The organism is Psychroflexus tropicus DSM 15496, assembly GCF_000378765.1.
GTDB classification, from domain to species: Bacteria; Bacteroidota; Bacteroidia; order Flavobacteriales; family Flavobacteriaceae; genus Psychroflexus; species Psychroflexus tropicus.
This window is the reverse complement of the sequence record NZ_KB905342.1, coordinates 783,210-806,254: the sequence shown is the minus strand read 5'-3', so window position 1 is coordinate 806,254 and position 23,045 is coordinate 783,210. Positions and strand designations below refer to the sequence as shown.

The following is a 23,045-nucleotide window of genomic DNA, read 5'->3' as shown; positions in this document are numbered from 1 at the left end:
AGTCAGAACAGCTTTTTGGCTAATATCAAAACTATTTAAAAACTATAGGAGTAGCCTAAAGAAATCTGCTGACCAGGATCTCTTCGGGAATAAATTCTGGAATCTGCCTGAAAAGAGTTATAATTAGTTTCAATAACATCGTTTAATAAGTTACTGAATCCAAAATTGATAGAGGACTGCTTATCTTCTCCAAAAGCTTTAGAGATTCTAAAATTTAGATTGTGAAAGGGTTGAGTGAAAGCATCAGGAACATTACGAATACCTACCACCTCTAAAGTTTCACCCTGTACATTATAGAACAGACCACCTTGCCAGCCCTTCTCATTGTCATCATATCGTAATCCTATATTGATAAGGTATGGAGACTGCCCCTGCAAATCTCTTTCGTCGTCGATGGTTTCGCCATCTCTTGCTGCAAGTTGTCTAGATTCAAATTCTTGCTGAGACATTTTAACAACTGACTCAATCACAGAAAAATTGGCATTGACACTAAACTTGCTAAGGTCTTCTGAAAGGAAACCAAAGTTTTTTCTGATTTCAAGTTCAACACCATACACATCAGCTGAATTTACATTTTGGGGTTGTAAATTGTTTGGAGCTTCCGGGAAGGCAACCAGCTCTATAGGATCTGTGAATTTTTTATAAAATGCACTTACAGCAAAAAGCTGACCGTTGTCTCCGTAGCGTTCATATCTAAAATCAAAGTTACTAATATATGAGGGTTGAATGTCAATGTTACCGATAAACGTAATATCACTTAGCGGGTCAAAAATTTGAGCAATGGAAGCTTCCTTAAAAGATGGTCTTGCTGTTGTCTCATAATATGAAGCTCTTAAGTTGGTATTATCATTCACAGCATAGATAAAGTTAGCCGAAGGGAATAAATCTGCTTTATCCAGAATTTGCTCATCATTAAGATCTAATGTGCCCTGGTTATTTACACCAGTGTAATTCAATTGATAATTTTCAAACCTTAAGCCTATTACACTTTTCAGCTTTTCTGAGATTTTGAATTCTTCTGAAGCATAAACTGCAGCAACTGTAGAGTTTGACTCAAAATTGTTAGCAGGTTCAAAATTACCCTGGATATAGGTTCCACTATTAGTAGATGAACGCCAGATATTTTCATCCAGTAAAAGGTTGTCTGCGTCACCATCAATAGAAATTGCAGAACTCCCTTTGATAAGCATATTGTAGTTATTAATTCTAAAGTCACGTGCTTTATAGGTATATGCTGAACCAAACTTCAGATTTGCACTTTTACCCAACACCTCATGCTTTTTAGTAAAATCTATTTTACCAGCAAGGTTAATTTCCTCCAAATCTCTCCACAAACGCTGTGGTGCACCAGCTGTACTAGGACGAATAGAAAACTGGTTTTCTCCAATTACTTCAAAAGGTGTTACCCTTACATCTTTATCCTTAATATTAGAGAAACTTGGGGACAATGCCCAATCTATCTCCCAGGATGCGTCTTCGTTAACGTGAGAACCATTAAGATTCAAGTTAGTGATAGATTTTTGGGTATATTCAATATTATCCCTTACGACTTCGATATCATCCTGAATAAAAGTAAATGTTCTAAATTTAGCTGCTCTTGACTCTCCATTTTGAAGATGCAGCACATTAAAACTGTATTTAGATTTTTCGGTTTTATAAGATAAACCTGCAAGACCACTGAGCAATACATTGTTGGAACCTAAATCCCCAGTTTGTGTTCTGTTGGGTGTTAATTCTGTTTCAGAAAGTGAAATAGGTTTGAAAAAGAAGTTTTGTTCTAAATCTGCAAAGTACTCTGTGGTATTTCTGTAAGAAACATTAGCTAGATAGCCTATTTTATTGCCTTTCTCCCCCACATCGTAGCTATTGCCCGCAGAAAAACTAAAATTGAAGTTTGCAGGGCTTGTGGTTCGATCTGCTGCCAATTTCTTATCAAAAGCTTGAGTTATGGTAGTAATGCTCAATCCATCGCTATTCAGTCCATTTCCAACGGGAGAAGGAATTTCTAAGTTTTCTGCCAAGGGCAGGTTTCTATCCCCATAATCATAGCCTAAAAAATCTGTTGGGGAAGAGCTACCCTCTAAGTAGTTTGAATTTAAATGCATGTCAAAATTATAGGCTCCACCTGCACTTAAACTGTAGGTTTCTCTTGACGGAAAGTCTTTAGTAACTATATCTACTACTCCTCCTGTGAAATCTGCTGGCATATCTGCAGTTGCAGTTTTAGAAACAATAATATTTTCAATAATATTAGAAGGTATAACATCCATCTGGAGCGTATTTCTATCTGGGTCTAAGCCAGGAATATCCATACCATTCAAAATAGATTTCGTGTAACGATCGCCAAGACCTCTTACAAATACATATTTCCCTCCCTGTACAGAAACGCCTGGTATATTTTTTACTGCAGCAGCGACATTACTAGCTCCAGTTCTCTTCATGCCTTCAAGTGAAAGCCCGTCAGAAACTTTTACCGATTTTCTTTGTAAATTTAGTACAGAAGCTTCCGTATTTCTTCTTGCCGTTGTTGTTATAACAACTTCCTGTAGACTTGCTGCTGCAGAGTTTAGTGTAACGTCAACACGTGTTGTTTCATTTTCTTTGATTACCACTTCTGTAATCTCCTTCACTTGATAGCCTACAAAAGAAAAAGTAACTGTATAGACCCCAGGCTCCAGGCTAATAGAATACAGTCCATCAAAATCGGATGTACTCCCTTTACTCGTTCCAAGAACTGTCACATTTGCAAAAGGTAAAACATCATCTAATTCACCATCTAAAATTTTACCTTCAATTTTGCCATTTTGTGCAGTTAGTGTCTGGAATCCTAATCCTAAAACTCCTAATAAAAAAAACTTCAAATACTTATTCATAAAAATCAACTTACTATTTATAATACTAGTATTGCCCGGTCATAAAACCAGGCAATACCATTCTTTTTAATTTAATTATTTCGTCAACCTAAAACCCTAAAGTAGATGCTGCTTCTGAGACCCAGGTCCATCCAAAAACAGACAAATTAGCCCCCGTATTAGCTGAATTTGTATCTTCAACAACAGTTACAAAACCGTTTGTTCCTTTAGCATCATCTTGAAACGAAGTCAACCCAGAAGCATCTGTAAATAAAGTAGCAACATCTGTTACACCAGCAGGAAGTACAATTTCAATGTTTGAAAACATCAACTGTTCTGCGTTGTAATTGTCTGCCACCCCTTGATTGTCTTGCAAGGTAAAGTCTGAAGTTTCAAGACCTCCTACTAATAAGATATTATTATTAATACCCATGGCACTAGATCGGAATTGAGCAAATTCTCTATTACCTGAGTTCGCGTTTGTCTCTGAATCGTCTGAGAAAATAGTCACATTCTCAAGTGTATACATACCATTTAAAGAACCTTCTGGCCCGTCGATTTCTAAACCATGGTCTGATACATTATTCATGACGATAGCGACATTGCTTATTGTACCACTGTAAGCCTGATCTATGTCAACGGAATCATCACCAACTCCCCATACAATTATGTTTGAAGCATCTACAGTTCCTCCAAAAAACTCAACACCATCGTCTAGGTTAGCAATAACTTCTATATGATTGATTGTAGTACCTGCTCCAACTCCACCAAGAGTCAAACCATTGATTTCATTTCCCTCACCAATATTAGCACCACCATGACGAATAGAGATATATTCTATATTACCAGAACTATCGTTTGAATCACTACCTCCATAGAGTCCAAAACCTGAATTCGCTGGAATACCCTCAATTAACTCCTCAGTAGCATCACCTTCAAAAGAACTTGGTGCATTTCCTAAAACGATCACACCTCCCCAGAGTCCCCTGTCATTTACAGTCAAATTAGGGCTTACTGTTTGTCCGGCTTGTATGTTATCTAAAATAGATGTAAAAATAATTGGTTCTTGTGCAGTTCCATTAGCATTTAGCGTAGCATCTCTATCAATGATTAGTGCAGAAGCCTGAGTCTGAACACCTTCAGCCCCTTTTATTATAGTTCCTGGTTCGATGGTTAAGGTAGCACCTCCATCTACAACAACTTTTCCATCTAAAACATATACAGTATTCTTAGTCCACGTTTGATCTTCCTGAATAGTGCCAGAAACTACAAACGTTTCTCCTTCACCGGGATTACCACCTTCTGCTGGACCAGTAAGTACATCATCATCACTAGTACATGAAACTAGAAATAGTGATGTCAGTAAAATTGTAGATAAAATTAATTTTTTCATTTTAGTATGTTTAAAGTTTTTAAGATGAAGCAAACTTACATGCAGAATCAAGCTTCGATGTTATGTAGCCGTTAACAAAAGATTACAGGTGGATTAATAGATTGAGAGAAGTTTAATCCAGGCTTAACATTCAGAAAAATTCCAAAAATCATAATCTTAGGTAATGCCTATCCTTCTGGGAAAAAGAAGTTTATGTTAAGGTTAAGACACTGATATCGAACTCAAAGACTTAACAGAATTCAAAGTTTTCTCTTATTTTTGAATAAACTTTAAATAATTTATTATGAAAAAAATTACATTGTTGTTATCCTTATTGATAACTGTATTGACTTACGCTCAATCTCCTATTATTACAGGCTATATTGACTCTACTTGCCCTGGAGCTGATGGGAGAACCTTGGAGATTTATGTCGACGGCACCGTTGACTTTACAGATTGGAATATTGTAAGACAGTCCAATGGCGGAGGGTTTACCACCACTATTGATATTTCTGGCTTAGGAAGTGTTACTGATGATTTTGTGTATGTAACTAACGATGAGAACATCTTACTTCAAGAGTTTGGAATTTCGACCAATTTTATAGTGAGTGGATCTATCAACGGAAATGGAAATGATGGATTTCAACTTAATGATCCAACAGATGCCATCATCGACAGGTTTGGCGAAGACGGTGTAGACGGATCGGGAACTGCTTGGGATCATTTGGATAGCTATGCCTACAGGCTAAATGGTTCAACACCAAATGGAGGAAACTTCAACCCAGCGAATTGGGCATTTGGAGGTCCCAATCTTCTTGATGGTGAGGGACTTTGTAACGCAGGTACAGTGTTTAGCACACTAGTCCCTTTTGGAACTTACAGCCCTACAGGAGGAGGAACTGCTTCAATCGTTACAGGAGCAGATGTCGCTAATTTATTTTATTTTGAGGGTAACTTTGATCCAACGAATGCTGAGGGTTCCTTTACAGTTCAAGGATTGAATTTAACTGAGGATATTACTGTAACAGCCCCAACAAATTTTGAAGTATCACTTACTTCTGAAGGTAGTTTTTCAAATGCTATCAATTTGGCAGAAACCGATGGAGAAGTTCCTTCAACGGAAGTTTTCGTGAGGTTGCAGTCAGGTTTATCTGCTGGAGATTTTAATGGAGAAGTTACTGCCAGTTCTAGTGGAGTAACAGAAGTTATAAATGTGTCGGGAGAAGTCTTAGCCGCAACACCTCAACTAGACGTACAAACTGGTGATATTTCAGGGTTAAATTATGATCTTGGAGAAGGCCCTTCTACAGAAGTAAGCTTTATAGTTGAAGGTCAATTCTTAATCGATAATATTAATATTACTGTGCCTTCTGAGTTTGAAGTCTCTTTAACATCTGGTACAGGCTTCTCCAATAATATTGAAATTCTCCAAACCGGCGGAAATGCCTCTGAAACTGTTTTTGTAAGACTTGCTTCTGGACTTGCTGAAGGCCCTTATTCTGGAACTTTGGAGGTGTCATCTGTAAGTGCAGATACAGAAACTAGAACATTGAGCGGTAACGTTTTTGGTGAGGTAACTAACGATATGATCATCACTGGAGTGTTTGACGGACCCTTATCTGGAGGAACTCCTAAAGTCATCGAAATTTATGTGGTTAGAGATATTTCAGACATGAGTACGTTTGGCGTTGGAAGTGCTAACAATGGTGATGGCACAGACGGAGAGGAATTTACTTTTCCAGAAACAACTGCCACAGCTGGAGATTTTATTTATATTTCCTCAGAGGCTCCAAACTTCAACACCTTTTTCGGCTTTGATTCTGATTATGTTTCAAGTGTTGCAAATAACAACGGTGACGATGCCATTGAACTATTTCAAAACGGAACTATTATCGATACTTTTGGAGATATTAATGTGGATGGTTCTGGAGAATCCTGGGATTACCTTGATGGTTGGGCTTATAGAAATAATAACACAGGGCCTGATGGGACTGCTTTTGTTGTTGGTAATTGGACGTTCAGCGGTATAAACGAAAATGATGATGACACCTCACAAGCTTCTGCTACAAATCCATGGCCAATCGGCACCTATACTACCACTCTAAATACAAATATCTTTGATATTACAAGCTTCAAATTATTTCCAAATCCTGTATCTAACGGAGTTATATATATAGAAAGTTCAATAGAGGGAGAATTTGAAATCGATTTATACAACATGTTAGGTCAACGCGTCCTTAACACACATACTTCAAAACGTATAGATGTCTCAAATCTCAATGCAGGAGTCTATTTATTAAAAATCAAACAAGGCTCTTCTTCACTAACCAAAAAGGTGATTATTGAATAAATTCATCTTCATTCTTTTTAGTTCTTAGCACCCTTTTATAAGGGTGCTTTTTTATTACTTTTGAAATTGAATGAAAACTATGAATACCAAGCCTTCATTAGAAATAAAATCAGACATAAACTTTTTAAAAAAGGCTTTGTCTTTATTTCATGAGCAATATGATTCCAATCTGGTTTACCGGCAATTTTGTGACCATCTGAAAATTAAAAAAGCTGATGTTAAGACCATAAAGGACATTCCCTTTTTACCCATTGAATTTTTTAAAACGCATGAGGTAAAGAAAGGAAAATTCTCACCTCAGGTTACTTTTTTAAGCAGTGGGACGACCGGTCAAAAGCAAAGTAAACATCATGTTAGGGATTTATCTATCTACATTGATAGCTTTACAAAAACATTTACTGAGTTCTACGGTCCAGTAGAAGACTATGTTATTCTTGGCTTACTCCCTTCGTATCTTGAACGAGAAGGCTCATCTTTGATTTATATGGTCGATCATTTTATAAAAAAAAGTGAATTTTCTGAGAGTGGTTTTTACTTAGACGATCTGGAACAACTCTCCAAAACTTTAAAAAAATTAGATCAATCTGGCCATAAGATACTGCTCATAGGCGTTTCTTTTGCATTATTAGATTTAATAGAAAAAGAATCCTTTGAGTTAAGAAACACAATAATTATGGAAACCGGTGGAATGAAGGGCAGACGAAAGGAGATGATTCGCGAAGAACTTCATAAAATTCTTGCAAAAGGGTTCGGGGTAAATCGTATACATAGCGAATATGGAATGACAGAACTGCTGTCCCAGGCCTATTCAAAAGGTCATAGCAGGTTTGAATGCCCCTCTCACATGAAAATTCTAATTAGAGATACCGAGGATCCATTAACTTATCTTGAACACGGTAAAACTGGTGGAATAAATGTCATCGACTTGGCTAATGTAGACTCCTGTCCATTTATTGCAACACAAGATTTAGGAAAGCAAATCAATTCTAAAGAATTTGAAATCCTGGGGAGATTTGACCAAAGTGATATTAGAGGGTGTAATTTACTTGTGTTATAAAGTTGATAGTCAACCCCCTCTGAAGTCGTTAATTTATCCCTAAGAATACCTGTAAAACGTATTCAATTACAAGCAAATAGCGGATTAACTTGTATATTTGCATTTAGATTAAATCTTAATAGAATCAGATTCATTTATGAAACTCAATAAAGACGAGATAAAAAAAGCCTTAGAAACGATAAGCGTAGCTGGAGAAGGCCAAAACATGGTAGAAAGCGGAGCTTTACAAAATATAGTTACGTTTGGCGATGAAGTTGTCGTTGATTTAAAACTTTCAACTCCAGCCTTGCACATTAAAAAACGGGCCGAAGTAGATGTCATGAAAGCCATCCACGAGCACGTTTATAATAAAGCAAAAGTTGAGGTAAAAATAACAGTAGAAGCTCCACAAAATAAGAGCAACGTAAATGAAATAAAAGGAAAACCCATTCCTGGTATTCAAAACATTATTGCAGTGGCCTCTGGAAAGGGTGGTGTAGGAAAATCTACTGTGACCGCCAATCTTGCTGTTTCCTTATCTAAAATGGGATTTAAAGTCGGATTGCTGGATGCAGACATTTACGGTCCATCTGGCCCTATCATGTTTGACGTTGCTAATGAAAAACCACTTTCAGTAAAAAAAGACGGTAAGTCCAAAATGAAGCCTATCGAGAATTACGGGGTTAAACTGCTATCTATTGGGTTTTTCACTAAGCCCGATCAGGCTGTAATTTGGAGAGGACCTATGGCTGCTAAGGCACTCAACCAAATGATATTTGATGCCGATTGGGGTGAGCTAGACTTTCTTTTGGTAGATTTACCTCCAGGTACTGGTGATATCCATCTTTCTATTATGCAGTCTATGCCTATTACAGGTTCGGTGATTGTAAGTACACCTCAAAATGTAGCTTTAGCTGATGCTAAAAAAGCGGTATCTATGTTCCAACAGGAAAGTATCAACGTTCCCGTATTAGGAATTTGTGAAAATATGGCTTACTTTACTCCTGCTGAGTTACCAGATCATAAATATTATATTTTTGGAGAGAAGGGAGCAAAATACCTATCTGAAGATATTGGAGTCCCTTTTTTAGGCGAAATCCCTTTGGTACAAAGTTTAAGAGAATCTGGTGATGTAGGTAGACCAGCAGCATTACAGGAAGGTACACCATTAAGTGACTCCTTTACCGAGTTAACGCGTAACACCGTCCAGCAAGTGGTAAGCAGAAATAAAAATCTACCGCCTACAGAAGCTATCAAAATTACAACCATGGCTGGCTGTAGCGCTGTAAAAAACAAATAACTATGATGACAGGACAAGAATTAAGACAAACCGTAGAAGTCGCTCTTGATGAAATCCGCCCCTTTTTGAAAAGCGATGGTGGTGACATCGAGCTCATTTCGATTGAAGACGATTCTATAGTCAAAGTTCAACTCATGGGTACCTGTGTAGACTGCACAGTCAACCAAATGACTTTGAAATCTGGCGTAGAAATGACTATCAAAAAACACGCCCCTCAAATTAAGGAAGTCATAAATATTAAAGCAGATCAACTCGCATAAAAAGACCTTAAAATTAATAGATTTTGATATGATCAAAACTGATATTCTGATTATTGGAGCAGGACCTACAGGACTTTTCGCTGTATTTGAAGCAGGATTATTAAAACTAAAGTGTCATATTATAGACGCCCTTCCTCAACCAGGCGGGCAATTATCCGAATTGTATCCAAAAAAACCCATCTACGACATTCCAGGCTTTCCAGAAGTAAAAGCTGGACAACTAGTTGATAATTTGATGGAACAAATTAGATCCTTTCAACCGGGATTTACACTCGGAGAAAAAGCTCAGCATATTGAAAAACAGGAAGATGGCAGTTTCATTGTGACCACAGATCAGGGAACTAAACACCACGCCCCTATTGTTGCTATTGCTGGTGGTCTGGGAAGCTTTGTTCCAAGAAAACCCCCAATTCCTAATATTGGAAATTTTGAAGACAAAGGAGTGAATTATATGGTTAAAGATCCAGAACAATTCAGAGATAAATCGGTGGTTATCGCTGGTGGTGGTGACTCAGCTCTCGATTGGAGTATATTCTTAGCCGATGTAGCTTCAGACGTGACACTGGTCCATAGAAGAAATGAATTTAGAGGAGCACTAGAGTCTGTAGATCGAGTAAAAGAACTCAAAGATATGGGTAAGATTAAATTGATTACCCCTGCAGAAATTGTGGATGTACACGGTGATGGTCAACTTGAATCGGTTTCGGTTAGAAAAAATAACAATCCAGAAGAGGATTATACCTTAGAAACTGACTACTTTATTCCATTATTTGGTTTATCGCCAAAACTCGGACCTATTGCAGACTGGGGTTTAGAAATTGAAAAAAATGCCATTAAAGTCGATAATACTTTAGATTACCAGACCAACATTCCTGGCATCTATGCCATTGGCGATGTGAATACGTATCCTGGTAAATTAAAATTAATTCTTTGTGGATTTCATGAAGCAACTTTGATGTGCCAAAGCGCCTTTGCAAAAATCCATCCTGGAAAACGCAACGTTTTAAAATATACTACCGTTGGTGGTGTTGCTGGTTTTGATGGAACTAAAAAAGAAGCGCCAAAGTCTGTAATTAGAAGTATCGATTAAAGTTGGTCCTAAATATATTTAACGCCTTGCTTCAATAATGAAGCAAGGCGTTTTTTGATTAGTAGAATTAGTCATAGTCAATGGTAGAGGGCCTTTATTCTTATAAAATAATTTTAAGACCTCACAGGTTTTAAAACCTGTGAGGTCTTAAAATGTAAAAAGTTTGAAAATTTAAACTTTTGGCTGATTAAAGTATTTATTAGCAGACTTATAAACTTCATTTAAAACTGACTGAGGTCAGCCGTAAATCCCTTCCGATTCTATAGTTTTGCCACTTTGAATATCGCTACCATAATGGATGTAAAAATTACAATTATAGATCGGGAAGGTACTGCTCATGAAGTAGATGCCCCTACAGATATGGCTATGAACCTGATGGAAGTGATTCGTTCTTACGAACTCGCTCCTGAGGGCACTATTGGAATTTGCGGTGGAATGGCGATGTGCGCCTCCTGCCAGTGTTACGTCCAGTCGGATACCGAACTCCAAGAGAAAGAGGATGAAGAAGAAGCTATGCTGGCAGAAGCCTTTTACGTCCAGGACAACAGCCGCTTGAGCTGCCAGATTCCAATAACAGAAGATTTAGAAGGCCTCGTGGTTGAATTGGCGCCAAGTGAGGAGTAGTGAGTAGTCGGTAGTCAAAATAAAAATATCTGGGTGAATTAAAGAGGAATCTCAGGAAAGTTTATAGCCGCATTTTTTCCAATCACAGAATCTTTTGTTCCTAAATGTACGATATTTTAACTTCGCATCATAACCAATAATTAAGGTTTTACAGCCAGGCGAAGTTTGCAGCTTCACATCATTAAATTATCATGACAATAAGCTTCAATATGACAAACTTCGAAGAGATAAATATTCATTTACAAGATGCTTGCGATTATTTAGTGTGAGTGTATACTTTTATTTTTGACATATTTTTTATACAATTTTATTCTCCTAGGATTATTCTTATATAGAGTTTTTAATAATTGTTTATTGTCAAAAGTAAATGTATCTGTTTTTAAATAGGCTTTAAGTTTATCTGTTAACATCATTAAAAAAAAATCTTTTAAAATATCTTTTTTCTCGTCATATAAATAATTCATAAATTCATAAGGATGATTGATTCCAAAGCCATTAGAAATTTTTTTTGCATTTTCAGGGGTTTCCCAAATATGAAACCCAACTTTCTCCCATGAATATAAAATTCTATGAAAAGCTATATTAACTGCGTTATCGTCTTTTAATTCATATAATAATACTACCATCAAAGAATCATTATAATTTTTGACTTCTTTAATTCTTTTATCAATAATCGTTTGAAATTTATTGCTTGAAATAGTTATCTTGAAAGTAGAATCTAGATATTCATACTTTCTATTTATATAGTTGATTTTTTTTAAAGAATCAATTTTCGCCTTATTTTTAATAATATATCTTCTGATTGAATCACTTATTAAAATATTTTCTTCTTTTTTTATTTGAGAATATGACATTACTTGTACAAGTAATGTCATAATAATTACCACTCCTTTCATTTTACTAAAACATCGTATCTTCTTGATGAGTAAGCATGGTACACCTTGATTTAGGGTAAGCAACACAGAGCAAAACATAGCCAGCTTCAAGTAAATCTTCATCTAAGAAAGACTGTTCTGATTGGTCAACTGGTACGCCACTCATCTGCAAAGCAGCACAAGTACTACTTGCACCAGCTCTGTCTGAATATGGTAAATCAATACCTTGTTGTTCTGCAACATCTAAAATAGTTTCATCATCTTTTACATGTATTGTAAGTTTATCAAGGTATTCAGGGGATATTAATTTAACTTTATAACTAACCTTCGCTATTGAGTTAGATTCGGAGTTTATCCTCTTATTATATAATTGTTGTCTTTTCTCTTCAACAATTTCTAAATAATTTTCTAAGCTTCCATATCGGTTAAGAATTGTCTCTTTGGCTTTTATACTAAATGGTTCTTTCATTTCAAAAATAGCTTCAATATCTTTGAATGTTAATGCCTCATCTATATTAACTTCATTTTTTTCACAGGAAATCAAACTATAAGCTAAAAAGCAAAAAACTGGAATTATCTTTAAATTTTTCATTTTAATAAGATTTAAAAAATTGATTTGGCAGTTTATCATCATACCGAATATTTTATACTTCTTGCATAAGAAGTTGCTCATCTCATGAAAACCCATACATTTGCAATTCGCAGTGAAGTGTATGTATTCATGCCTCTACGGGAGAAGCTTCTGCCTGGCAGGAGCTTTCTCTTTTTTTAAATCTTATAGCTATCTCATTGGCACAACGTTTTTGTTTAACTAAAGATAACTTTAATATTTCTTTCACAATTACGGTTTCACCGTAAACTTGGTGCGGTTAAACCGTAAAGTTTTGGCAGTTATCTAAAGACTACACATCAATAATTCATTTATTATCAGATGTTTATAATAAAACTTTTTACAAACTAAATTTTTAGTTACAAAGTAAGAATTGTTAACTTTAAAAATTTTGAAAAACACACAAAACCTCACAGTGCCCAAAGCTTTGGGACATTTGAGGTCTATGGTTTAACTATCATTTAAAACTGGTTACAATCACCTGAAAATCAGTTTGGATTAAATAAATTTATCATTTGAATATTGCTAAAACAATGGATGTAAAAATCACCATTATAGATCGAGAAGGCACTGCTCACCACGTAGATGCGCAAACAGATATGGCTATGAACCTGATGGAAGTGATTCGTTCTTACGAACTCGCTCCTGAGGGCACTATTGGAATTTGCGGTGGAATGGCGATGTGCGCCTCTTGCTAGTGTTACATCCAGTCGGACACCGAACTTCCCGAAAAAGAAGACGACGAGGAAGCCATGCTGGCAGAAGCTTTTAATGTCCAGGACAACAGTCGGTTGAGCTGCCAAATTCCCATTACAGAAGACTTAGAAGGGCTTGTAGTGGAGCTGGCGCCGAGTGAGGAGTAGTCGGTAGTTAAAATATTTTATTTTGTTTAAAAATTCCAGGTTAAATTCAATAAAAAATATCTTGGCAGCAAATTACTTCTAAAAATTGTTGTTGATATGTCAGACGTCTGTACTTGCTCAAAATTATTTTCGTTTGTAATATTCCGCATTGTGAAACTCGCTCCCCATTTTTTGCTTTTTGGTCTATGTCTTATAGTTGCATCTAAAAAGAAAAATTGCTCATCCGATTGTTCTGTGTTTGGCAAGTAATAGTCCGATGAAATGATAAAGAACCATTTTTTGCTTGGTTTAAAAATGACTTTAAAAGTATTTTGCCAAGATTTATTAATAAAAGCAGATTGATTTTCGCTTTTTGATTCCGAATATTGATAAGTAAACGTATTCTCAAAATTTACAGGCATTTCAAAAGCGGTTTTCCAAAAGAATGAATTGCTTAAAAATTGATTTTGGTTTTGCCTTAAATCTGAATTGTTTACAATATTTCTGAAATTTGAAAGCGAGTAATTACTCGTTAATTTAAGTGTAGATTCTGTAAATGGGATATATTTTGAAATTTGCATATTCATATTCCAATTGCTGTTATCTTGAGGTAAAAAGAAATATTCTATTTGAGTAGTAGTTTCTGTTATACTCTGATTAGTAAAAAAGTTACCTGTTGACTTTTGGTAACTTACATTTGTATTAAGTTGAAATTGATTATACAAGTCATTATTGAAATATAACAGGCTGTATCTTTGACTGTTTTGTAACTCTAAACGTGGTAAATTGCTTATAGACGTTCTGTTGTTAATTAACACCTGATTTAAGAAAAAAAACTGCTCGGCATTTGTATTTTGGTTATAGCCCAAATTTCCTGATAAAAAGGAAACTGAATTCAATTTATACTTTAGATTTAAAGCAGGTTCAAAAATGAAATCATCTTGATTTAGCTCTTCATTTATTATGTTTTGCTCTAAATTCTGATTTAAAACCCTAACGGAATAGGACGGCGATATTTGCCATTTACCTCGATTAAAATTGTAAACTCCTGTGTTAAAAATATTACTTTGGGTGTAATCAAAATTGTTTTCTGAAATGTTTTCTTCTGAATTAAAGAGTCTTGAAAGGAATGGTGAGTAATTAAAATTTGAACCTAAAGTAAAAGTATATTTATCTCTTTTGCCTGAACCTAGATACGTAGCTTTTCCTTCCAAAAATGTTCTTTTAAACTCACTTTCTTGTGTATCCATTAAAGCATCTTCATCAAAAAGCGAAGGTGTTATCGAGAAAGTTTGTGGCAAATCATTAAAAGAATGAAACAATGAAAGTTGCAATGCCTTTTTATCGGAAAGCTTTTTTGTCCACAATAAATCTTGCTTAAAATAAAAATCTTCGGTGTTTAAAAATGTATTAAACTCATTGGTTTGGTTTTGAATTATAGTTGTAGGTGTTTCTATGTTCTCTTGACGTAGTCTTAGATTATATTCTAATAAAGAAGTTTTTGAAGTATTATATTTTATTTCCAAATCGCCACGATATTGTTGTGGTTTTTTGGTGATGAAAGTATTGTCTGTTGTCGTGAAAATATCATTATTTATCTGAAAATCATTTTGAAATAGTTGATTTGTGGTTATTCTATCTTGCAAATAATACAAATTTGTTTTAACATTTAACTTAGGGCTAATTTTAAAAATAGCATTGTAATTCCCAAAAAACTGATTGTTTATATTTGCTCTTCTGTCTTCTAATAAATTTGAAAAACGAGTTTCGGGTATTATTTTTTCAGCGAAATAGTTTTGTTCTTTCTGCTGTTCAACATTAAAACTAAACCCAAAATAATCAAAAGGTGTTTGATTAACACCAACATTATTGTAAGATAAGGTTGCAAAAGATTTATAGGTTTTAGTTATTCCTAAAATATTCGAACCTAAATTTAAAGCTAATTCGTCATTATCAAACCAACCAGTACTAATGTCTAAATTGCCCGAAACATCCAATTTCCCTTTTTTCAATTTTAAGTTTAATGAAACCTTACCACCTTGTTCTATTCCTTTTAAAAGCGGGTTTTCAGCATAATTATCTATGGCTTCAACTTGATCTACTATATCCAAATTTATATTTTTTGTACCCAGAGTATAGTTAAATCCAAATAAATTATCACCATCTAATGTAACAGTTTCAATAGATTTTCCCTTGTATTTTATCTCACCCGATTGCTCATTGACTTCAACACCAGGTAATTTTTTTATGACATCTTGTACTTTTTGTTCGCTTCCGTCTAAATATTCGGAAACATTGAAAGAGACAGTATCTTTAACAATTCTAAAGGGTTTTTTTTTAGCTACTACGATTATGTCATCAAGTTTTACAGGAGGTTTCTCTTCTAATATCACCTGTAAGGAATATATAGTATCAGTTTCAATTGTTTGAATAATTTTTGAAGTATCAAAATAACCATAACTCTTAAATTTGATAACTATATTTTGGTAAGTATCTGCTAATTTTATTTTTCCTTTTCCATTTTCTAGTTCAAAAAATTCCTTAATTCTTGAGCTATCAGATAATTCCCTAGTTGTAATTATAACAGAATTTATATTATTTCCATAACTATCAGTTACTGAGACATCCAATGTTTGAGAATAAACAGTATTTAGATTAACAATTAGTAAATTTAGTAACAAAAAAATTATATAATATGAATACAATCTCTTGCCATTAACATATCCATATAAACTAAAATTCAAGCAATATCCCATCAGTTTGCACCTTTTCTGAAAAAATCTCTAAATGATTATCTACACTGAAATGTAAGGTAAATCCACTATCACCGTCTGCTTCTACTTCAGATTTTAAACTTTTTACATATCGGTCTAAAAACGAATTAAAATCTAATACAAATTCGTCCCAAGTCTGAAACTTCTTTTTTTTGTTCTTCTTTAAATAATTAGTAAATTCTAATGGTATGTTTTGTTTGTGTTTTTCTATACTATAACATTCCATATTATAATTTTCTTTATTGCTTTTGGCAACAACTTTAAGGATCATACCAGGTAAACCGCCAAACTTCCATGGTCCATTACTAATGGCTATTTCATCGCTATAAAAAACTTCATATTCTCTGCCATGAAAAATTGTTTTAGCTTTCTTACAGTCATAGCCTAATATTTTTTTGGTTTCATTATCCACTAACGTCCATGTCATATTGTGCAAAGAATCTTTTACAAAAAAATGAGCACCTAATACATCATATTCACTGATTACTTCTTTAGATTTAAGGTTTTTAAATAAGACTTTTCTTTTATAATCTTCATCGGGTATGTATGTAGGATTAAATGCTGATTGTTTTGGGTCACTCATTTCTTTCCACAATGCAATATTTCCACCTAAAATTAAGTCGTAGTCCGAGGTTAAAAAGTTTTTTTGAACTTGAAAATGGAAAACTAAATTTTCATCTTGAGCATATGTAATACACGAAAATAAAAAGGATATTACTAATATTATTTGTTTCATAATATATGAATAATTAAATTAAACTTAAGAATTAAATAATTGATAAACATCATCTTACTATTTCTAGCAAGATGATGTTTTGCATTTAAATAAGATTACTGTAATTCTCTTGTTAACCTTCTCGCTTCTCTGCAGGCTCTGCCAACATTACCGTCTCTACGACATACAGTTGCGCTACCACCATTTCTAGTAACAGTACAGCACGCCCAGTCACCTTCTGTTTTTTCAGATAGTTTAGTAATTGTCAACTCAACTATCTTAATAGTCGTGTTCTGGTTCAATTTTGTAACCTTGCCTGTTTCTGCAAAAGTAAAGGTTCCTACTAGCACAAACGCTAGTGCAAAAAATAAATTTTTCATTTTAATAAGATTTAAAAAATTGATTTGGCAGTTTATCGTCATACCGGATATTTTATACTTCTTGCATAAGAAGTTGCTCGTCTCATGAAAACCCATACATTTGCAATTCACAGTGAAGTGTATGTATTCATGCCTTTACGGGAGAAGCTTCTGCCTGGCAGGAGCTTTCTCTTTTTTTAATCTTATAGCTATCTCATTCGCATATGATTTTTGTTTATATAAAGATAGCTTTAATATTTCCTTCACAATTACGGTTTGACCGTACAATTGTTACGGGAAAACCGTAAATTTTTGGTGTTCATTTACAAACTACACCTCTTCTAGTTGTTTTATTATCAGATTTTTATGTAAAAAAAAACTTTCTAGAAACTAAATTATTAGTTACAAAGTAAGAATTATTAACTTTAAAAATTTTGAAAAACACACAAAACCTCGCAGTCCTTAAAGATTAAGGACCGTGAAATCTAAATTTCACTTTGCAGTGTGTATATCTTAAACAATTCAACAAACTTCGGAGAGCAGGTGAGTAAAAGTTTTCCCTCCTTTGGAGAGAATTAAAGGGAGGCCAGGATGGGCTTCTTTTAAGCTATCGCTTTATAATACTCGATTTCCTTTGCTATCCCATTCCATAAGCCCAGACGCTTTTCTAGAGCCTTTCGGGAACAAGTTTCCACTTCTTTCCATTTTTGCTTATCATCTGCACATAAAGCAGCGATTAATTCTAAAGCCATAGGGCCATGTTCGTCCTCATCCAGCTCGATGTGACGGTCAAAATAATATTTAAATAGGCTCAAGTCTTCCTCTGGAAAATTCTGCTGAATCTCTCCAATAATAGACGTGAACATATCGGGAATGAGTTCCTCACGCCCAAAGGTAAAACAAGCGGCAATTTCATGTGCCTTTCCCTTTTTTATAGTATTAAAAGTGAAGATTAAAAACGCTTTGACAGACTCCGGTAAATTACTGCTTGCTATCACTAAAAACACGTCGGTTCCATGCAGAATCTGATCTACAAAGTCCTGGACAGGTGTTGTGGATGCTCCAGCTTTTTCCATGGCATCCAAATACATTTCAAAATGACTTTGTCTTTGCCCTTCTGCATTAATATCAGTCTCTTCAGCTAGAACAATCTCATTGATAAGATAGCGATGTTTAGGATTTCCCACAGGCACCCATGGTGTGTTTGTGCAGGTCAATTGGATTTGAAGTGACTTCAGCAATGACATAAAATCCCAGACAGCAAAAACATGATGTTTCATAAAGATTTGTAAATCCTGAGGGGATTCTACGCTTTTATAAAGTTCATGGTCTATAAGTTGTGATCTTAAGTCTTTTAGATTGTTTTTGAGCTCCTCTACCTGCATCTTCTTTTTTTTTGCAAAAATAAAAAGTCCATCTGAATTTAAAACAAATGGACTCTTATAATTTAATCTATTATTTTGAAAATCTAACTTTATTTAAAAGCTGAAAGGCCTGTAATATCTGAACCAGTGATCAAGAGGTGAATATCGTGGGTGCCCTCATAAGTAATTACACTCTCCAGGTTCATCATATGACGCATGATACTATAATCACCAGTAATACCCATGCCTCCTAGGACTTGTCTGGCCTCACGAGCTATATTGATTGCCATTTCTACGTTATTTCGCTTAGCCATAGAGATTTGAGCAGAAGTTGCTTTTCCTTCATTCTTCAACTGACCTAAACGTAGAGCCAAAAGCTGAGCTTTGGTGATTTCTGTAATCATCTCTGCCAGCTTCTTCTGTTGCAATTGGTAGCCCGCAATAGGTTTTCCAAATTGAATGCGTTCTTTGGCATAACGAAGAGCTGTATCGTAGCAATCCATCGCAGCACCTATAGCTCCCCAGGCAATGCCATAACGGGCAGAATCTAAACAAGATAATGGCGCTCCAAGCCCGCTTTTACCGGGTAAAAGGTTTTCTTTAGGCACTTTGACGTCCTGAAAAATCAATTCTCCCGTAGCAGAAGCTCTTAACGACCATTTATTATGCGTTTCTGGAGTAGTAAAGCCTTCCATACCACGCTCTACAATTAACCCGTGTATTCTGCCTTCTTCATTTTTGGCCCAAACCACAGCGACATCACAAAACGGGGAATTAGAAATCCACATCTTTGCCCCATTCAGCAAATAATGATCGCCCATATCTTTAAAGTTCGTGGTCATCCCGCTAGGATTAGAACCATGATCGGGCTCAGTAAGGCCAAAAGACCCCATAAACTCTCCTGTGGCTAACTTAGGAAGGAATTTTTTACGTTGCTCCTCAGTACCGTAAGCGTGGATAGGAAACATCACTAGAGAGGATTGCACAGAGGCCGTGGAACGCACACCACTATCGCCTCGCTCTATTTCCTGCATAATCAATCCGTAGGAGATTTGGTCTAAGCCTGCGCCTCCATATTCCTCTGGAATATAAGGGCCAAAAGCACCAATGCCTGCTAATCCTTTGATAATTGACTTTGGGAATTCGGCTTTTTGTGCAGCCTCTTCTATGATTGGGCTCACATCACGTTTTACCCAGTCTCTGGCCGCCTGACGGATCATCTGGTGCTCTTCGCTTAGTAAATCGTCTATATTATAATAATCTGGAGCTTGAAAGGTGTCTTGTTTCATAATCTAAATTCTTATACACAAATTTAACGATTACTAGTCTGAACTCTTATGAAGCTTTGTTATTATTTTATTTAAATCCTAAAAAATCACATCTTTAAATAGAAATCTTTCACTAAATCTTTGTAATCCTGAGTGTATTCGTGCCTGGAGTGCTCAATTATCAATTCTTCAGTTAGAATAGTGTTTTTCTTATTTCTGCTAAATTTGATAAGCGTTCGCTTTACCGGAGAAGTGGGCTGACCTTTCACATTTAGGATATTTGATGGGTAGAGCTGGTAGGCGTTAGCCATTGAAATGAACTTTTCCTGCTCAGAAACTGGAAGGATTACACTGAAGCTGCCGTGCCGAGATAACAAGATTGAAACGCCTTCTAATAAGTCTTTAAAACTCAGATGCTCTTGAAATCTGGCTTTTTCTCGTGCTTTAGAAGTTGTCTTTGAGTCGGGTTCTTCAGTAAAATAAGGAGGATTAGAAATGATTAAATCATAAGTTTCCTCGACTTCAGTGTAAAATTCCTGAAAACTGGCATGGTAGCAAAACAAGCGGTCGCTCCAGGGACTATGTTCAAAATTGGTCACACACTCTTCAAAAGCATCGGGATCTAATTCAACGGCGTCGATAGTTTCTGCTGCTGAACGCTGAGCCATTTGAAGGGCTAAAATCCCTGTTCCGGCTCCAACATCCAATATGGAATTAAGGTTATCTTCAATGGGAGTCCAGGCGCCAAGCAGCACAGCATCAGTTCCTATCTTCATTGCCGATTTGGAGTGAGAAACCTCAAATTCTTTAAATCGGAAGACTTTTATTGACTTCAAATTTTTCATTATATATTCAGATCACACAATCCCTAGATTTCGGGACTGTGAAGTCTAGTAATTCCATAAAATTTTATCACTTCAAACAATCTACACAATCTCATTCGCATCATCATCTTCATCGATAATTTTCATCTGTGGTTCCTTCATCGTTTTTTGGTTAGCAATACTTCGCTCCAAAGAGAGTAGTAGAGACGGAAGCAATAACAAATTAGCCAACATTGCAAAGAGCAGCGTTGCAGAGACCAATCCACCTAAAGCAACAGTTCCTCCGAAACTCGAAATCATAAAGACTGAAAAACCAAAGAAAAGTACAATGGAAGTATAAAACATACTCACCGTCGTTTCTCTCAAGGCTGGATATACTGAGCGTTTGATCTTCCAGTGATTGGCCTTCAATTCCTGTCTGTATTTGGCCAGAAAGTGGATGGTATCATCGACGCTAATTCCAAAAGCAATACTAAAAACCAGAATGGTTGATGGCTTGATAGGCACCCCCAAAAAGCCCATCATTCCGGCCGTCATTAGCAAGGGCAGCAAGTTTGGAATAAGAGAAATCAAAATCATTCTAAACGAACGAAACATCCAGGCCATAAATAGAGCAATAAGAATAATAGCTAGCGTTAGAGATAACAGTAAGTTATCTACAAGGTAGTAAGTCCCTTTTTGGTACACCAGGGCTTTACCAGTCATGGTGACTTCAAAACGATCTTCTGGAAAAATCTTATTGATTTCTGGCAGAAGTCTAGCTTCTATTCTGGAAATTTCCTCAGTCGTCACATCCTTCATAAACATGGTCATCCTGGCAAATTGTCCAGTGGAATCGACGTAAGATGAAATTCCGTTATTCATACTCTCCATACTTTTTATATAGGGAGACATAAACGTTTGTTCCTGAGAAGTAGGCAGCTGATAATACTTTGGATTATTATTGTAAAACGCCTGTTTGGCGTATTTAGCTAAATTCACAACAGACAAGGGAGTGGATAATTCTTCAATCTCATTGATCTCAGCTTTCAAAGCATCCATTTTCTTAAGCGTAGATAATTTAGTAACTCCATTAGGTCTTTTGGTATCTATCATGATTTCCAATGGCAGCACCCCATCAAATTTTTCTTCAAAAAACTTAATGTCTTTAAAGAAATCTGTGCTTTTAGGCATGTCCTCTAGTAAACTCCCGGATACTTTAATGTTATAAATTCCTATGATACTCAGTCCTAAAACACCAACTGCTGTAAAGTAAATAGTCACTCTACGGTGCTTTACCATCTTAACGATCCATTCTACAAAGCCTTCAATCCATTGCTTACCGAGATGCCTGAGGTGCTTATCATTGGGTAAAGGCATGTAGCTGTAAATGATTGGAATGAGCAATAAGCTAAGGATAAAAATGGCGATGATATTAATGGATGCCAGAATACCAAACTCTTTAAGAAGCTCACTTTGAGTAAATATAAAGGTGGCAAAACCAGAAGCTGTGGTCACGTTGGTCATCAACGTTGCATTCCCAATTTTGGTAATCACCCGCTGTAATGATTTGGCCTGATTACCGTGTTTTTTGATCTCGTGCTGATACTTGTTGATAAGGAAAATACAGTTTGGTATTCCAATAATAATGATCAGTGGGGGAATAACAGCCGTTAATACGGTAATTTCAAAACCGAGTAAACCTATAAAACCAAAAGCCCACATTACTCCTATGATCACGGTAAGCATAGAGATAAGTGTAGCCCTAAAGGACCTAAAGAAAAAGAAGAAAATAAAAGAGGTCACCAATAGAGCCGAGAGCACAAACCATTGAATTTCATCTATTATATTTTGAGAATTTAAAGTCCTTATGTAAGGCATCCCAGACACGTGAATTTTCAGGCTATTTTTGGACTTGAAGTCTTCTATTAAAGGAACAAATTTCTCCATCACGAAGATCTTTCTTCCCTTAGCATTCACAATACTGTCTTTCATGTAAGCGACAGTCTGAACGGTCTTATTCTCAGAATTAAAAATCAACCCATCATAAAACGGATAGTCGGTAAATAGGTCTTTACTGTAAGACTTTATTTGCTCTTGAGACAGAGAGTCCTTTTTGAGAATAGGCTGCATCTCAAACCGTTTAGGATTTTCTCGTTTCTCGAGTTGCTGGAGGTTGTGAATACCAATGACCGATTTAATCTCAGGAAAACTTGCTAACGTATCGGCTAAATTCGCCCAGGCCTCAAAATTGTCTTCAGTAAAGAGTTGATCATCGTCTGTAGCTAGCATGATCACGTTACCATCAGATCCAAATTTTTCTTCAAAGGCAGCATATTGCTGGTTGATAGGTGCATCGTCTGGAAGTAGATTAGCTTCTGTAAACGAAAACTTCATGTGCTGCCATTGGAACCCTAACAAAACAGTGATTCCTGTAAGAATGATGAGGATTAGAATTCTATTTCTAAGAATTCTGCTTGCAATAAAATTCCAAAATCCTGAGCTAAAAACTTTGTACATGAAGTGTTATATAAAGTGCAAATGTAAAAAA

17 protein-coding genes and 1 pseudogene are annotated in these 23,045 nt (G+C 35.6%); 7 read left to right on the top strand and 11 right to left on the bottom strand.

Features of this window, described 5'->3' with window-relative positions:
- Nucleotides 1-35: 35 nt before the first annotated feature.
- Together F598_RS0103630 and F598_RS14335 are read right to left on the bottom strand one after the other, a co-directional pair.
- Nucleotides 36-2,873: a TonB-dependent receptor gene (locus F598_RS0103630; RefSeq protein WP_019037665.1), complete on the bottom strand. Its 2,838-nt coding sequence runs from the start codon at nt 2,871-2,873 to the stop codon at nt 36-38.
- A gap of 88 nt (nt 2,874-2,961) precedes the next feature.
- A complete protein-coding gene (locus F598_RS14335; protein ID WP_019037664.1) occupies nt 2,962-4,245 on the bottom strand; it encodes a hypothetical protein in 1,284 nt (427 codons plus the stop codon).
- A gap of 283 nt (nt 4,246-4,528) precedes the next feature.
- Here F598_RS14335 and F598_RS0103620 point away from each other — a divergent pair, with 283 nt between their 5' ends.
- The 6 genes from F598_RS0103620 to F598_RS0103595 all read left to right on the top strand — a co-directional run bounded on the left by F598_RS0103620 (nt 4,529) and on the right by F598_RS0103595 (nt 10,884).
- On the top strand, nt 4,529-6,574 hold the full coding sequence (locus tag F598_RS0103620; protein WP_019037663.1) for a T9SS type A sorting domain-containing protein: 2,046 nt from the start codon (nt 4,529-4,531) through the stop codon (nt 6,572-6,574).
- 79 nt (nt 6,575-6,653) lie between these two features.
- A complete protein-coding gene (locus tag F598_RS0103615) occupies nt 6,654-7,631 on the top strand; it encodes a LuxE/PaaK family acyltransferase (RefSeq protein WP_019037662.1) in 978 nt (325 codons plus the stop codon).
- A 136-nt stretch (nt 7,632-7,767) separates the two neighbouring features.
- Nucleotides 7,768-8,910 (top strand): Mrp/NBP35 family ATP-binding protein, encoded by a 1,143-nt coding sequence (locus tag F598_RS0103610; RefSeq protein ID WP_019037661.1) that lies wholly within the window; start codon nt 7,768-7,770, stop codon nt 8,908-8,910.
- A 5-nt stretch (nt 8,911-8,915) separates the two neighbouring features.
- Entirely contained in the window at nt 8,916-9,170 is a 255-nt protein-coding gene (locus tag F598_RS0103605; protein WP_033408343.1) for a NifU family protein, read from the top strand.
- A 28-nt stretch (nt 9,171-9,198) separates the two neighbouring features.
- Nucleotides 9,199-10,260 (top strand): NAD(P)/FAD-dependent oxidoreductase, encoded by a 1,062-nt coding sequence (locus tag F598_RS0103600; RefSeq protein ID WP_019037659.1) that lies wholly within the window; start codon nt 9,199-9,201, stop codon nt 10,258-10,260.
- Between the two features lie 294 nt (nt 10,261-10,554).
- Nucleotides 10,555-10,884 (top strand): 2Fe-2S iron-sulfur cluster-binding protein, encoded by a 330-nt coding sequence (locus tag F598_RS0103595; protein ID WP_019037658.1) that lies wholly within the window; start codon nt 10,555-10,557, stop codon nt 10,882-10,884.
- 260 nt (nt 10,885-11,144) lie between these two features.
- Here the strand turns inward: F598_RS0103595 and F598_RS0103590 are convergent, their stop codons facing one another.
- Entirely contained in the window at nt 11,145-11,759 is a 615-nt protein-coding gene (locus F598_RS0103590; RefSeq protein WP_157594937.1) for a hypothetical protein, read from the bottom strand.
- 25 nt (nt 11,760-11,784) lie between these two features.
- Complete coding sequence (locus F598_RS15800) at nt 11,785-12,351, bottom strand: 2Fe-2S iron-sulfur cluster-binding protein (RefSeq protein ID WP_019037656.1); 567 nt, start codon at nt 12,349-12,351, stop codon at nt 11,785-11,787.
- A 551-nt stretch (nt 12,352-12,902) separates the two neighbouring features.
- Between F598_RS15800 and F598_RS14735 the strand changes: the two are divergent.
- Nucleotides 12,903-13,232, top strand: a pseudogene (locus tag F598_RS14735) (2Fe-2S iron-sulfur cluster-binding protein).
- Between the two features lie 26 nt (nt 13,233-13,258).
- On the opposite strand, the gene F598_RS0103575 reads toward F598_RS14735, so the two are convergent.
- The 7 genes from F598_RS0103575 to F598_RS0103545 form a co-directional block, all read right to left on the bottom strand.
- Entirely contained in the window at nt 13,259-15,841 is a 2,583-nt protein-coding gene (locus F598_RS0103575; protein WP_245539745.1) for a TonB-dependent receptor, read from the bottom strand.
- 103 nt (nt 15,842-15,944) lie between these two features.
- Nucleotides 15,945-16,721, bottom strand: coding sequence for a GLPGLI family protein (locus tag F598_RS14870; protein ID WP_019037653.1), 777 nt, complete (start codon nt 16,719-16,721; stop codon nt 15,945-15,947).
- Nucleotides 16,722-16,816: 95 nt separating this feature from the next.
- On the bottom strand, nt 16,817-17,122 hold the full coding sequence (locus F598_RS14320) for a hypothetical protein (protein WP_157594936.1): 306 nt from the start codon (nt 17,120-17,122) through the stop codon (nt 16,817-16,819).
- 539 nt (nt 17,123-17,661) lie between these two features.
- Nucleotides 17,662-18,444, bottom strand: a complete 783-nt coding sequence (locus tag F598_RS0103560; protein WP_019037651.1) for a DUF3050 domain-containing protein — start codon at nt 18,442-18,444, stop codon at nt 17,662-17,664.
- An 89-nt stretch (nt 18,445-18,533) separates the two neighbouring features.
- A complete protein-coding gene (locus tag F598_RS0103555; protein ID WP_019037650.1) occupies nt 18,534-19,712 on the bottom strand; it encodes an acyl-CoA dehydrogenase family protein in 1,179 nt (392 codons plus the stop codon).
- An 86-nt stretch (nt 19,713-19,798) separates the two neighbouring features.
- Nucleotides 19,799-20,536, bottom strand: a complete 738-nt coding sequence (locus F598_RS0103550) for a tRNA1(Val) (adenine(37)-N6)-methyltransferase (RefSeq protein ID WP_026302498.1) — start codon at nt 20,534-20,536, stop codon at nt 19,799-19,801.
- A gap of 81 nt (nt 20,537-20,617) precedes the next feature.
- Nucleotides 20,618-23,014, bottom strand: a complete 2,397-nt coding sequence (locus tag F598_RS0103545; protein ID WP_019037648.1) for an efflux RND transporter permease subunit — start codon at nt 23,012-23,014, stop codon at nt 20,618-20,620.
- Nucleotides 23,015-23,045 lie beyond the last annotated feature (31 nt).

Bases quoted from the DNA above. Each gene is read 5' to 3' on its own strand.
- F598_RS0103545 (WP_019037648.1), bottom strand. From the start codon at position 23,014: ATGTACAAAGTTTTTAGCTCAGGATTTTGGAATTTTATTGCAAGCAGA.
- F598_RS0103630 (WP_019037665.1), bottom strand. From the start codon at position 2,873: ATGAATAAGTATTTGAAGTTTTTTTTATTAGGAGTTTTAGGATTAGGA.
- F598_RS0103590 (WP_157594937.1), bottom strand. From the start codon at position 11,759: ATGACATTACTTGTACAAGTAATGTCATATTCTCAAATAAAAAAAGAA.
- F598_RS14320 (WP_157594936.1), bottom strand. From the start codon at position 17,122: ATGACGATAAACTGCCAAATCAATTTTTTAAATCTTATTAAAATGAAA.
- F598_RS0103610 (WP_019037661.1), top strand. From the start codon at position 7,768: ATGAAACTCAATAAAGACGAGATAAAAAAAGCCTTAGAAACGATAAGC.
- F598_RS14335 (WP_019037664.1), bottom strand. From the start codon at position 4,245: ATGAAAAAATTAATTTTATCTACAATTTTACTGACATCACTATTTCTA.
- F598_RS0103555 (WP_019037650.1), bottom strand. From the start codon at position 19,712: ATGAAACAAGACACCTTTCAAGCTCCAGATTATTATAATATAGACGAT.
- F598_RS0103620 (WP_019037663.1), top strand. From the start codon at position 4,529: ATGAAAAAAATTACATTGTTGTTATCCTTATTGATAACTGTATTGACT.
- F598_RS0103550 (WP_026302498.1), bottom strand. From the start codon at position 20,536: ATGAAAAATTTGAAGTCAATAAAAGTCTTCCGATTTAAAGAATTTGAG.
- F598_RS0103605 (WP_033408343.1), top strand. From the start codon at position 8,916: ATGACAGGACAAGAATTAAGACAAACCGTAGAAGTCGCTCTTGATGAA.
- F598_RS0103560 (WP_019037651.1), bottom strand. From the start codon at position 18,444: ATGCAGGTAGAGGAGCTCAAAAACAATCTAAAAGACTTAAGATCACAA.
- F598_RS15800 (WP_019037656.1), bottom strand. From the start codon at position 12,351: ATGAAAAATTTAAAGATAATTCCAGTTTTTTGCTTTTTAGCTTATAGT.
- F598_RS0103600 (WP_019037659.1), top strand. From the start codon at position 9,199: ATGATCAAAACTGATATTCTGATTATTGGAGCAGGACCTACAGGACTT.
- F598_RS0103595 (WP_019037658.1), top strand. From the start codon at position 10,555: ATGGATGTAAAAATTACAATTATAGATCGGGAAGGTACTGCTCATGAA.
- F598_RS0103615 (WP_019037662.1), top strand. From the start codon at position 6,654: ATGAATACCAAGCCTTCATTAGAAATAAAATCAGACATAAACTTTTTA.
- F598_RS14870 (WP_019037653.1), bottom strand. From the start codon at position 16,721: ATGAAACAAATAATATTAGTAATATCCTTTTTATTTTCGTGTATTACA.